This is a genomic window from Acidiferrimicrobium sp. IK, from assembly GCF_025499425.1.
Lineage (GTDB): Bacteria > Actinomycetota > Acidimicrobiia > Acidimicrobiales > Palsa-688 > Acidiferrimicrobium.
In genome coordinates this window covers 145,633-158,134 of the sequence record NZ_JAIMCB010000009.1, presented here as the reverse complement: position 1 = coordinate 158,134, position 12,502 = coordinate 145,633, and the positions used below count along the sequence as shown (strand labels likewise).

At 68.8% G+C, this 12,502-nt stretch carries 11 protein-coding genes; 8 read left to right on the top strand and 3 right to left on the bottom strand.

Going from position 1 to position 12,502, the window contains the following annotated elements:
* Nucleotides 1–107: 107 nt before the first annotated feature.
* The 7 genes from K6U06_RS15980 to adhP all read left to right on the top strand — a co-directional run bounded on the left by K6U06_RS15980 (nucleotide 108) and on the right by adhP (nucleotide 7,340).
* Nucleotides 108–1,244 carry an MFS transporter gene (locus K6U06_RS15980; RefSeq protein ID WP_410051056.1) on the top strand — a complete coding sequence of 379 codons (1,137 nt, stop codon included), beginning with the start codon at nucleotides 108–110 and terminating at the stop codon, nucleotides 1,242–1,244.
* Nucleotides 1,245–1,267: 23 nt separating this feature from the next.
* Nucleotides 1,268–2,485 (top strand): acyl-CoA dehydrogenase family protein, encoded by a 1,218-nt coding sequence (locus K6U06_RS15975; protein WP_262322951.1) that lies wholly within the window; start codon nucleotides 1,268–1,270, stop codon nucleotides 2,483–2,485.
* Between the two features lie 516 nt (nucleotides 2,486–3,001).
* Nucleotides 3,002–3,253, top strand: coding sequence for a type II toxin-antitoxin system Phd/YefM family antitoxin (locus tag K6U06_RS15970; RefSeq protein ID WP_262322950.1), 252 nt, complete (start codon nucleotides 3,002–3,004; stop codon nucleotides 3,251–3,253).
* Nucleotides 3,250–3,630, top strand: a complete 381-nt coding sequence (locus tag K6U06_RS15965) for a type II toxin-antitoxin system VapC family toxin (protein ID WP_262322949.1) — start codon at nucleotides 3,250–3,252, stop codon at nucleotides 3,628–3,630. Before K6U06_RS15970 ends, K6U06_RS15965 begins: the two co-directional genes overlap by 4 nt.
* 473 nt (nucleotides 3,631–4,103) lie before the next feature.
* Nucleotides 4,104–5,702: a SulP family inorganic anion transporter gene (locus tag K6U06_RS15960; RefSeq protein ID WP_410051066.1), complete on the top strand. Its 1,599-nt coding sequence runs from the start codon at nucleotides 4,104–4,106 to the stop codon at nucleotides 5,700–5,702.
* 67 nt (nucleotides 5,703–5,769) lie between these two features.
* Entirely contained in the window at nucleotides 5,770–6,177 is a 408-nt protein-coding gene (locus K6U06_RS15955; RefSeq protein ID WP_262322947.1) for a MerR family transcriptional regulator, read from the top strand.
* A 149-nt stretch (nucleotides 6,178–6,326) separates the two neighbouring features.
* Complete coding sequence (adhP, locus tag K6U06_RS15950; RefSeq protein ID WP_262322946.1) at nucleotides 6,327–7,340, top strand: alcohol dehydrogenase AdhP; 1,014 nt, start codon at nucleotides 6,327–6,329, stop codon at nucleotides 7,338–7,340.
* A 2-nt stretch (nucleotides 7,341–7,342) separates the two neighbouring features.
* Here adhP and K6U06_RS15945 read toward each other — a convergent pair whose 3' ends face one another.
* Nucleotides 7,343–9,943: an EAL domain-containing protein gene (locus tag K6U06_RS15945; protein ID WP_262322945.1), complete on the bottom strand. Its 2,601-nt coding sequence runs from the start codon at nucleotides 9,941–9,943 to the stop codon at nucleotides 7,343–7,345.
* Between the two features lie 383 nt (nucleotides 9,944–10,326).
* On the opposite strand from K6U06_RS15945, the gene K6U06_RS15940 reads away from it, so the two are divergent.
* On the top strand, nucleotides 10,327–11,553 hold the full coding sequence (locus K6U06_RS15940) for an ice-binding family protein (RefSeq protein WP_262322944.1): 1,227 nt from the start codon (nucleotides 10,327–10,329) through the stop codon (nucleotides 11,551–11,553).
* A 23-nt stretch (nucleotides 11,554–11,576) separates the two neighbouring features.
* Here K6U06_RS15940 and K6U06_RS15935 read toward each other — a convergent pair whose 3' ends face one another.
* Both K6U06_RS15935 and K6U06_RS15930 read right to left on the bottom strand, forming a co-directional pair.
* On the bottom strand, nucleotides 11,577–12,119 hold the full coding sequence (locus K6U06_RS15935; protein ID WP_262322943.1) for a hypothetical protein: 543 nt from the start codon (nucleotides 12,117–12,119) through the stop codon (nucleotides 11,577–11,579).
* A 6-nt stretch (nucleotides 12,120–12,125) separates the two neighbouring features.
* Complete coding sequence (locus K6U06_RS15930) at nucleotides 12,126–12,416, bottom strand: DUF2277 family protein (protein ID WP_262322942.1); 291 nt, start codon at nucleotides 12,414–12,416, stop codon at nucleotides 12,126–12,128.
* Between the last annotated feature and the right edge of the window lie 86 nt (nucleotides 12,417–12,502).

The window sequence follows — 12,502 nt, the reverse complement described above, 5'->3', positions numbered from 1 at the left end:
CGCCGGCGGCAGCTGACTTGACGGGTGGCGACCATGCGGCGTTGTCTGGCCGGGTGCGCCGTCGGCCGGGAAGGACCCCGCTCCCACCCGGATTCTCGACTGTGTGGGTGACGGTGGCGATCAACATGATCGGCTTCGGGATCGTCATCCCGATCCTCCCGCTCTACGCCAAGCGGTTCCACGCCTCGTCATTCGAGGCCACCCTGCTGATAGCGGTGTACTCCGCCGCCGCCCTGCTCTTCTCGCCGGTGTGGGGTCGGGTGTCTGACCGAATCGGGCGCCGGCCGGTCCTACTCGTCTCGCTGGTCGGCACCACCGTCGGCAGCCTCCTCACCGGGATGGCCGGAGGTCTGGTGATCCTGTTCATCGGCCGGATCATCGACGGCGCCTCCGGCTCGACGGTCTCGGTGGCCCAAGCGACCGTCGGTGATCTAGCCACCGCCGAGGACCGTCCCCGGCTGTTCGGCCTGCTCGGCGCGGCGTTCGGCCTCGGGTTCGTGGCCGGGCCGGCCATCGGCGCCCTGGCCGCCCTAGCCGGCCCGAGGGTGCCGTTCTACGTGGCGGCCGGTGTTGCCGGGACCAACGCGCTGGTCGCGTTCCGCCGGTTACCCGAAACCCGCCACGCCGCCGCGGACCGGCCGGCGGAGCCGAGCCAGCTGCGGGGCTCGGGCCTGGCCCCTCTCCTGCTCGTCAGCTTCTGCGCGCTGACCGCCTTCAGCGCGTTCGAGGCCACCCTGGCCATCTTCGGCCACCGCCACTTCGGTCTGGGCATCGGGTCCTCGGCGGCGACCTTCGCCGTCGTCGGGGTGGCCCTCGTCGGCGTCCAGGGCGGCCTCGTGCGGCCCCTCGTCGGCCGCGTCGGGGAGGAGCGGATCCTCGCCGCGGGACTGGGCGCGGACGTCGCGGGCCTGGTGCTCCTCGCGTTGGCCCGCGGCTGGGTGCTGGCGGTGCCTGCCCTGGCAGCGCTGACCGTTGGCCAGGCGCTGGTGCAAACGACCATGGCCTCCACGCTGTCGGGCCGGGTCGGCGCCGACCGGCGGGGCCAGCTCCTTGGACTGCAGCAATCAGCGGGCGGCCTCGGGCGGGTGGTCGGACCGGCTCTCGGCGGCGCCCTTCTCGGCTCCAGCGCGTCCGGCGCCCCGTACTTCCTCGGTGCCGGTCTGTGCGCCGTGGCCCTCGTCGCGCTCCAGGCGTCCAGGTGGAGCGCTGTGCAAAGCGCCACAGCCCATGTTACCTTGAAGTAACAAGCCGACCGCTGGAGGATGTAATGGCTGATTTCTCCCTGGAGCTCAACGAGGACCAGCTCCAGATCCAGAAGTGGGTCCATGACTTCGCCGAGAACGTCATGCGTCCCGTCGCCCATGAGTGGGACGAACGGGAGGAGACCCCCTGGCCGGTGATCCAAGAAGCCGCCAACGTGGGGCTTTACTCACTCGACTTCATCGCCAACGCCTTTGCGGACCCGACCGGGATCCTGATGCCGGTGGTCATGGAAGAGATGTCCTGGGGCGACGCCGGCATCGCGCTGGCCATCTTCGGTACCACTCTCGGCGTGTCGGGCATCGTGGCTAACGGCACCCCCGAGCAGGTGGGCGAATGGCTCCCGCAGTGCTTCGGCACCCCCGACAAGCTGGCCTTGGCCGCGTTCTGCGTCTCCGAGCCCGACGCCGGTTCCGACGTCAGCTCCTTGCGGACCAGGGCCGTCTACGACGAGGCCAACGACGAGTGGGTCCTCAACGGCACCAAGACCTGGATCACCAACGGCGGCATCGCCGACATCCACGTCGTGGTGGCGTCGGTCGACCCCGACCTGGGATCGCGGGGTCAGGCCAGCTTCATCGTCCCTCCCGGCACCAAGGGCCTGTCCCAGGGACAGAAGTTCCAGAAGATGGGCATCCGGGCCTCGCACACCGCCGAGGTGGTGCTCGACGAGGTCCGGGTACCCGGACGCCTCCTGCTCGGTGGCAAGGACAAGCTCGACGAGCGCCTAGCCCGGGCCCGCGAGGGCAAGAAGGGTCAGCGGTCGCAGGCAGCTATGGCGACCTTCGAGGCGTCCCGCCCGATGGTCGGCGCGCAGGCCGTCGGAATCGCGAGGGCCGCCTACGAGTACGCCCTCGACTACGCCAAGGAGCGCAAGCAGTTCGGCCGGGCCATCATCGAGAACCAGGCCATCGCCTTCAAGCTGGCCGACATGAAGACCATGATCGACGCGTCCCGCCTCCTTGTGTGGCGGGCGGCGTGGATGGGCCACGCCCAGAAGCCCTTCGAGTCGGGTGAGGGATCGATGTCCAAGCTGTTCGCGGGGGAGACGGCGGTGAAGGTGACCGAGGAGGCGATCCAGATCCTCGGTGGGGCCGGCTACATCCGGGAGCACCCCGTCGAACGCTGGCACCGCGACTCGAAGATCTACACCATCTTCGAGGGGACCTCGGAGATCCAGCGCCTGGTCATCGCCCGGGCCATCTCCGGGATGAAGATCCAGTAGCGCTGGGCTGGACTCTCGTTGCCCAGGGCGGCGCCCGTGGGCTGCGTGGTCTTCGCCCGAAGACCAGGCCGTACAGCTCGCCGACGGTGTTGGACGTGCGCTGGAGCGTGCGGTGGTCGCCGGGTAGGGGGAAGAAGAAGCACCCCAGGGAGGGGTGGTCCGGAGGCCTTGACCACTCAGCTCTGCAAGGCCACTCTTAGCAACCAGCCACCGTCAGTATCTTCCAGCCTTGAACCTTTAGCATCGCAGCGGAGGCCAGTTGACTTCGCCGGGGTCGGCGCCGAGGCGCCCACCGGCCATACCTGGGAGTGGCCCTGCCTGCCGAGGAAGACCAGCGGAGACCGCCGCCGGCGGCCATCGCTACGATCCCTACAACGGCCTGGACGGGACGCAACCAGATGGAGAAGTCCTGGACGCATCGCCCGCAACGTGAGCGGCGTCCACCTCAAGTAGACCCACGCCCCCTGGCGTGCCGACTGCCGGAGGGCAACGTAGCATTTGTGCTACGTTTCCTATATGCGTACCGTCGGCCTTCGAGAGCTACGCCAGGAAGCATCCGAGCTGGTGCGACAGGTAGAGGACGGAGAGGAGATCGAGATCACCGTCTCCGGTCGCCCCGCGGCCCGGATGGTCCCTGCCGCGCCGAAGCGGTGGCAGCGATGGGACCGTGTCGCGGAGTTGTTCACCGGCCGTCCTGACCCAGACTGGCAACGCGACGTCGAACTTGTCGATCACTCCGTTACCAATCCCTGGGAGCGTTCGCGTTGAAGGCGATCCTTGACACCAGCCTGTTGATCGCCACCGACGTCGAACCTCTGGAGGGAGAGCTTGCGATCAGTGCAGCGTCACTAGCCGAGTTGCACTTCGGGGTCCTCGTCACTGCTGATCCTGGCGTTCGGGCCGAACGGCTGCGGAGGCTGTCCCTGCTCCAGCGAACCTTCGACGCGCTCCCTGTGGACGATGACGTCGCCACCAGCTATGGACGACTTGCCGCAGCAGTGGTCGCCGCAGGCCGTCAGCCACGATCGCGGGTGATGGACATCCTGATCGCAGCGACCGCCCACGCCCACGGCGCCCGGCTCTATACCCGGAACGCTTCAGACCTGGCCGGGATCGAGGACCTCGTCGAGCTCGTACCGGCCTGATCATCCCCGCCCCCGGGCCTGAGCGCCACGAGCACTCGAGGTCCAAGCCGCTCTTGCAACCAGGAGGCAGCATCGGGCGCTCTCTCTCGTCGATGCCCTCGGGTAACCGGAAGGGCATCAACGTCGGGAGCGACCCACGAAGGGGGCCTCGGAGACCCAGCGGCTGGTCACCGCCCGCAACGTCAGCGGCGTCCGCAACATCAGCGGCGTCCAGATTAGGTAGTCCCTCACCCGCGCCGCGGCCGGCGGGCACGCAGAAGGACCTCGGTCAAGTGGGCTCTACTCTCACGTTAGAGTAGAGTTGACCTGGGGTGGCCCCGGCGCCGGCGTGACCACCCTTCCCGTTGTTGCGCGTTTCTGTCGGGAGCGCGTGCCGCGGACGTCAAGAGCCCCACGCCGGCCGGAATGGAATCCCCATCACCAACGATCAATCCGACGCGGACCTCGGCCTGTCGACTGGGCCGCCGTGGGTCATCGCGCCGGCAGTAGACGGGCAAGCATGGTGGCGCTCCCCGCTGGCGTGGCGCACGGAGATCCTCGCCGCGCTGGTCGTGGGCGTCGCGCTCATCCCTGAGGCGATCTCTTTCTCGGTGATCGCGCACGTCAACCCGAGCGTCGGTCTGTTCGCCTCGTTCACCATGGCTGTGACTATCTCGGTGGTGGGGGGACGGCGGGCCATGATCTCCGCCGCCACCGGGTCGACCGCGCTGGTCCTCGCTCCACTCTCCAGGCACTACGGACTGCACTACCTGGTGGCAGCCGTTCTTCTGGCGGGAGCACTGCAAGTGGTCCTCGGCGTGATCGGGATCGCCAGGCTTATGCGCTATGTGCCGCGATCGGTCTCAGTCGGCTTCGTGAACGCGCTGGGCATCCTGCTGTTCAAGGCCCAATGGCCGAATCTCGAACACGTTCCCGCCGTGGTCTACGCCCTGGTCATCGGCGGCTTGGTGATCATCGGGTTCTTCCCGAAGCTCAACAAGGTCATCCCGCCACCTTTGATAGCCATCGTGGTCATCACCGCCATCACCATCCTCGGACACCTCGACGCGGTGCCCACCGTGGGTGATCACGGCGCCTTGCCGCACTCGCTTCCCCTGCCCCTATTGCCGCACGTCCCGATGGACTTGTCGACCCTCTCGATCATCGCCCTGCCGGCCGCGACTATGGCCATCGTGGGTCTCTTGGAGACGCAGATGACCGCCCGACTGGTGGACGATCTGACCGACACTGGATCGGACAAGAACCGCGAGTCGTGGGGTCAGGGCATCGCCAACATCGTCACGGGCATCTTCGGCGGGATGGGCGGCTGCGCAATGATCGGTCAGACAATGATCAACGTGAAGTCCGGCGGACGGACCCGGGTCTCCACGTTCCTCGCCGGCGTCTTCCTCCTCGTGCTCGTCGTCGTGTTCAACCCCATCGTGTCCCGGATTCCCATGGCCGCCCTAGTCGCGGTCATGTTCGTGGTGGCCTACAGCACCTTCGACTGGGCGAGCATCAAGCCGGCACAACTCAAGCGGATGCCTCGCAGCGAGACCGCCGTCATGGCTGTGACCGTCGTGCTCACCGTCGCGACGGGCAACCTCTCCATCGGCGTCCTCGCCGGGGTCGTCCTGGCCGCTCTACTCTTCGCTCGCCGTGTCCAGCACATCGCCACGGTGACTCGAATCACACCCGACCACCACCGCTGGCACGTCCACTTCCCCGATCTCCTTCGCCGCAGCCACCCCGCTAGCAGCGACGGCCACCATCCCGGGCTGGGCACCGGCGTAACACCCACCGCTGATCAGGCCACCCCTGATCAGGCCACCGCTGTCTACGTCGTGACCGGAGAGTTATTCTTCGCGTCCTCCAGTGACCTCCCCGACCGATTCGACTACCTCGGTGACCCGCCCCGCGTCGTGATCGACCTCACCGACTCCCACATCTGGGACGCCTCGACCGTCGCGGCCCTCGACCGTGTTGTCGCCAAATACGCGCAGCACGGAAAGAGCGTCGAGCTCCTGGGCATGAACCCCGCAAGCGCCGACATCCACGCGAACCTGGCCGGCCATCTCAGCTCGGAGCACTGAGTGAGGTTCCCCCGCCTGTTGAAGCAGACCGGCCCGGCGCCGAGCGGTCGGCCGTAGGGTCGTCGTTGTGAGCGAACCCAGTGCCGCGCCGGACCGCCTCCACCAGATCGGCGAGGTCGCCGAAGCTATTGGGCTGTCTATCCGGACCATCCGCCACTACCACGACGTGGGATTGGTCCCACCTTCTGGTCGTACCGGCGGCGGGTTCCGTCTGTATACCGATAGCGACATTGCGCGGCTGCAGCTGATAAAGCAGATGAAACCACTCGGATTCACGCTCGAGGAAATGGCCGAGCTGCTCGGCGCTCTCGAGGAGGCGCGCAACGCCGACTCGCCACGGCGGGACCCACGGCTCGCTGAGCGGCTCGCCGTGTATGCCGAGGCCACCGAGACCCGCTGCGCCAAGCTGCGCGCCCAGCTCGCGGCCGGAGAGGCCCTGGCGCGGACCCTCCAAGTCCAACTCCAGCGCGGGTAGCCGGCGGCGGCGGCCCACACAAAGGAGCGATGGCCAAGGTCGTTACGGTTTTCACAATGGGGACCTTCTCCCCTATCAGGGTCGAGGCCACGGGGCGATGCTCGACGAGACGCGATGTTCGCGGCGCGAATCCTGGAACGGAGACAGCCATGAAGGCTGCAGTGGTGCACCAGTTCGACCAGCCCTTTACCCTCGAGGACATCCCAACCCCGAGCCCCGGTCACGGGCAGGTCTTGGTGAAGGTCGAGACTTCCGGCCTGTGCCACACCGACATCCACGCAGCGCGCGGCGACTGGCCGGTCAAGCCGACGTTGCCGTTCGTCCCCGGCCACGAAGGGGTAGGCATCGTCGCCGGAGTGGGCCCGGGCGTCACCAACCTGCAAGAGGGTGACCGGGTTGCGGTGCCGTGGCTCGGATGGGCATGCGGCGCGTGCGAGCTTTGTGCGTCCGGGTGGGAGACCCTCTGCCCGTCGGCCCGCTACACGGGATACTCCGTCGACGGCGGGTTCGCCGAATACGTCCTGGCCGAGGCCGCGTTCGCGGGCAAGGTCCCGCCCCAGATCGATCCGCTCGACGCGGCTCCTCTCACCTGCGCCGGCGTCACCACCTACAAGGCAGTCAAGGTGTCCGGAGCCCGTTCGTCTGACCTCGTCGCCATCTACGGCGTCGGCGGGTTGGGCCACCTCGCCCTGCAGTACGCGCAGATCGCCGGCGCCACCGTCGCCGCGGTCGACGTGGTCGATGCCAAGCTGGACATGGCCAAGCGCCTCGGCGCTTCTTACACGATCAACGGGTCGGTCGACGACGCGCCCGAGGTCATCCAAGGTCTCGGCGGCGCCGACGCCGCCATCGTATTGGCGCCCAGCCCCGCCGCCTTCGAGCAGGCATTCGCTTCCCTGCGGCCCAACGGCACCCTGGTCATGGTCGGCCTCCCGAAGTCCAACACCATGCACCTTCCGATCTTCGAGACGGTGCTGCGGGGGATCAAGGTCGTCGGCTCCCTCGTCGGCACCCGCGTCGACCTGGCCGAGACCTTCGGGCTTCATGCCGACGGCCGCACGACCATCGTGCGGGAATCGCGCCAGCTGGAGCAGGTCAACGACGCCATCACCCAGGTCGAGGCCGGAGAGGTCGAAGCGCGGCTGGTGTTCGACCTCCGCTAGCGCTAGCTACGGGTGGACCGCCGTTGTGAAGTTGTGCGCGCCGCGGCCCGGGCCGGCTGGAGGCGCCCGCTGGCAGAGCATCCCCGAACGAGATACAGAAGCGTCGGACGGTCGTCTCTGGCGACTGGCCACACGTCGATGGGAAACCGGCGGGAGCGCATCGCCCGGGCATGGCTCAAGGCGAAGAGGATGATGATCGGGCACTCGCAGCCCTCCGCTCGGAGGGCGATGCTGGCCTGCACCCCGCTCAGGCCGGTGCCCAGCACTTGGCTGGCGATTACGAGGTCGATCGCGTCGTCGCGGTGGACGGCTTCGAGGGCTTCGGCGCCGGTCGCGGCGACGAGGACCTGATGGCCGAGCGATGCCAGCGTCCGGCTCAGATCGGTCCGTGCCTTGGCGTTGTTGTCGGCGAGGAGGATCCGCAGGTTGCGATCAGAAAGGAGATGGGCGGGACCTTCCGCTGGCTGCCTGTCCTCGACGGCTTGCTCCGAGGCCAGGAGAATTGTCGCCGCTTCGGCGGACTGCGGGCGCCCTAGGCCGAAGCCTTGCAGCACGTCACAGCCGGCCTCTCGGAGTATCGCCGCGATCGCATGCGACTCCACGCCCTCGGCGACCACGTCCATACGGAGGATGCGGGCCAGATCCATTAGCGATCGGACGATGGCCACGTCACGCCGATCCGTGTCGAGATGGACGATGAACGATTTGTCGATCTTCAACTCGTCGACTGGCAGCTCCTTGAGGTACGCCAGCGACGAGTACCCGGTCCCGAAATCGTCGATCGAGAGCCGCACTCCGAGGTCATGCAGGTCCTGAAGCGACTTGGACACGAGCGGATCGAAGCCGTCTGCCAAGCGGCCTTCGGTGATCTCCAGGGTGAGGTGGCGGTGCTCCAGACCGGCAGCGGCCAGCTCGGTGCTGATCAGCTCCGGCAGGGAGGGGTCGTGGAGGAGCAGCGGGGGGAGGTTGACCGCGATCGACACGTCGTGCCCGGCGGCTCGCCAGAGGGCGCACTGGCGGGCGGATCGACGCAGGACCGTGCGGGTCAGAGCGAGGGTCAGCTTGGCGTGTTCCGCGAGCGGTATGAACACGTCCGGTGGGATCAAGCCCCGCTCCGGATGGTGCCAACGCGACAGCGCCTCGAAACCTCGGATGTGACCGGCTGCGGAAACCAGCGGCTGGTAGACGATCGTCAGCGCCTGCGCCTCGATCGCCGCCTTGAGGTCGGCGGTCAGCCCCAACTGGTCCAGGCGGTGGTCGTCAGCCGCCTGGGCGTAAGCGGCCCACCCTGACCGCAAGCTCTTGGCTCTGTACTGCGCTGCGTCGGCCTTGGTCATGAGATCCCGGGCTGTCGTGCCGTCATCCGGTGCCAGCGCGAAACCGATGCTGGCCCCGACATGGACCTTGGTCGCCTGGATGCTGAACGGCAACGAGAGCGCGTCGAGGATGGCAGTGGCCAGGGTGATGGCCCCCATCTCGTCGCGGATGTCGGAGGCCACCACCCAGAATTCGTCACCCCCGACCCGCCCGACGGTGTCAGCTCGTCGGGTCACCGCTTCTAGCCGCCTCGCAACCTCCACCAAGACGGCGTCGCCGGCGGCGTGCCCCAACCCGTCGTTGACCTCCTTGAAGCGGTCGAGGTCGATCATCAACACCGCGGTCTTGTGGCGCGAGAAGCGCCGGTCCCCGATCGCCGCCCTCATGTCCTGGACGAGCAGTCGCCGGTTGGCGACCCCGGTGAGCTCGTCGTGCAGGGCCCTGAACGTGGCGATGTTCTCCGCCGCTTTGCGCTCGCTGACGTCGATCATCTGCAGTACCGTCACCCGGCCGCCGTCCGCGGCCGTGGCCGCTCCGATCAGGCACAAGACTGCGAGCACCGCGCCGTCCGCCCGCTGGATCCGGGCCTCGAACTTCACGTCGGTGCCCGACGAGGAGCACAGCCCCCGTATGGCGTTTCGGTCGGGGGGCAGGACGTGTTCGAGCAGGTGGACGCCTGACACCCCACTGAAGCTGCCCCGGCCGAGGAGGGACAGCATGGCCACGTTGGCCTTGTGGGCCCGGCCTCCACCGTCGAGCAACGCCGTGGGGACGGCCGACAGGTTGAAGATCCGGTCGAGGAAAGCTTCTGAGAGCCGCAGGTGCTGCTCGGCCCGGCGTCGGTCGTCGATGTCGTCGCAGTGCACGATCAGGGCCGCCGGCGTTCCGGCAACGTCATGCACCACGGCGGCTTGGACCCGAACCCACACGCTCGAGCCGCTGGAGCGGACGTAGCGCTTGTCCAACTGCAGGCCACCGGCTTCGCCCGCCAGGAGGGCCGCCATCGCGACTTCACTGGCATCCCGGTCGCGCTCGTCGGTGAAGTCCGCGAAGCTGCGCCCTACCAGTTCGGCCGGTTCGTAGCCGAGGAGTCTCCCGAACGCCTGGTTGACTAGGACCAGGCGGCCGCTGGTCGTCGCGACCACGGCTCCCGCCGGCGCGCTGTCGAACGCCTGAGCCGCCGCCCCGATCAAGTCGATGGCTCCATCCGCTCCGAGGAGATCCTCGGGCCGCGACCCGCCGCGGAGCGTCAACCCGCCCCTGCTCTGGGCCGGCCCCTCACGCACCGAAGCACCCTTCAGTCACTGAAGCACTCCACCGCTCGAAGCTCACAGCTCCGGCCACGTGACCTCTCCCCTTACAAACCCCACAGCAGGAGTCACCGAGGGTGTCTGGATGGTCACACTACCCGTCGATGCGGGCCAATCTCTCGCAATGCTGGAGCGGATTTTGCGTGGGGCGGTGCATTTCCCCGAAGCTGGCACGAAGCGGAAAAGAAGCTGTCCAGAAACCGGCTGGTGAACACCAGGAATGACCCTAGGTCGCCGTGGCGGCCATATTTTGGGAGGAATTGCTCCCGCTCCGCCCCAAATCTGCCGACACAGTTGTTAGGTCGACTTGATCAGACGATGGTCTCGCCCTCGGCTACGCCAAGCGAAACGAGACTCAGATGCCCACGTCCTCCCCCCGCCGGGCCGGCCGATCGCGCTCGAGGATCCCAGTAGCGGTGGCACTGTCGCTGTCGGCCGGGCTGGCGATCGCCGGGGTGACCATCACCCCCGCCGACGCCGCGGTCACGACCATCGACTTGGGAACCGCGCAATTCGCGTCGGTGCTCGCCGGTCAGGGTGTGACCAACTCCGGGTCGACGGTCCTCAACCTCGACCTCGACACCTCGCCGCTGCCCTCGGTCTCCGGGTTCCCCCCCGGCGTGACCCTGGGCACCGAGCACCTGGCGGATGGCGTGGCGCAGACGGCGCAAAGCGATCTGACCACCGCGTACGACGCCGCGGTGGCCGCGCCCTCGACAGCCAACGTGACAGGGGTAGACCTCGGCGGCAGGACGCTGACCGAAGGTGTCTATACCGCGTCCAGCTCGATGTCGCTCACCGGCGCGCTGACCCTGAGCGGCACCTCCAGCTCGGTCTTCATCTTCCAGGCGGGCACCACTCTCACCACCGGGTCCGCCAGCTCCGTCCTTCTCTCCGGCGGCGTCTCGGCCTGCAACGTGTTCTGGCAGGTCGGGTCCTCGGCCACCCTCGGCGCCGACAGCACCTTCGTCGGCAACATCCTGGCCTTGCAGTCGATCAGCCTGGACACCGGCGCCACCGTCCAAGGCCGGGCCCTGGCCCGCAACGGAGCGGTGACCCTTCTCGGCAACGTCTTCAGCGGCTCCACGTGCAGCGCAAGCACGACGACGACCACGACGGCGCCGGCGGCTACGACGACCACGGCGCCGGCGGCTACGACCACCACTACGGCGCCGGCGGCTACGACGACCACGGCGCCGGCGGCTACGACGACCACCGCGCCGGCCACCACCCCTACGACCAGCGGCGTGACCCCCACGACCAGCGGTGCGACCCCAACGACCTCCCCGGCCGGCACCACGACTGGCGGCTCCACCACGAGCCTCGCCCCCGTCACGCCGGCGGCGGCCGGCGGAGGGTCTTCCGGCAGTGGCACGACGGGCGCCACCGGCCCCTCAGCGGGCGGCGGCGGGGCTACCCTGGCCACCCAGCAGAGCGCGGCGTCGGCGGGGACCCTGGCGTTCACCGGGGCCCCGCTCGGGCACATGCTCGAACTCGCCGCTCTGCTCGTCTTGTGCGGGACCGGACTGGTCGCCGTCGCCCTACGCCGCCGGACCATCGGGAGCGACCAACGAGACCGCGGCTGAGGGTTGGTCGCGGCGGGGACGTATCAGTCCCCGTCGGCCGCCTTCAGCGCTGCGCCCACCTTGGCGTCGACGCTCCAACGCTCCGGCGCCAGGTGGTGCTCGCCGGCCCACGCGACCGTCAACCGGTCGCTGCCGGCTCGCTCCAGAAGCTCGGCGCCTAGCCGGTCGTGGGTGAGGTAGAGCCCGATCCGCTGCCGGGCGGAGGAGCCTCCGCGCCGCGACCACTGCACGAGACGGTCCCGGCCGGCCGCCATCGCCAGGAGCGTGACCAGCACCCGGGCGAACGTCCCGATCGACGCTTCGACTTTGCCGACGTCGTGGAGCAAGGCGGCGGCGACGACCGGGCGGTCGGCGTCACCGCCGAGCAACTCGATGGTGTCGCGGGCCACTCCGACCGCGTGACGGCGGTCGGGGCCCGACATCCGCCGCCACAGGCTGCGCTCCCCATCGAGCAGGGCGGCCTCGGCCCACGCCTCGTCGCTGGCGGCGGGGCCGGCGGGGGAGAGGGCGCCGGCGAAGCGGCTCGCCAGGTGGCGCATCGACCCGAATCCTTCGGTGGAGGCCACGGCGGTTCAGGCTAGCGGGCCGCTCGAACGGTGCGAAGCGGAGATCCTGGCTTGCACCGAGGGGCGGCGCAGCGGGGGCAGCGTCGACGGAGGCGCCTGGCGGGGCGGCAGCTGCTCGAGCAGAGCGGAGGTAGCCCGGGCGATCTCGGCCACCGCGGCCTCGACGGCGGGAGCGCTGCGGGCCGAAGGTGCGCCCACCCCGCTGACCTTGCGGACGTACTGGCGGGCGGCGGCCTCGATCTCCGCCTCCGAGGCAGGTGGCTGCAGGCCCCGGAGGGTGGTGATGTTGCGGCACATGCCCGTAAGCCTAGGAGGACACCCGGCGGCCCCAGCCCGGGCGCGCCAGCGGCGCCGGGCAGGCCCGGCGCCGCTGGAAGTGATGC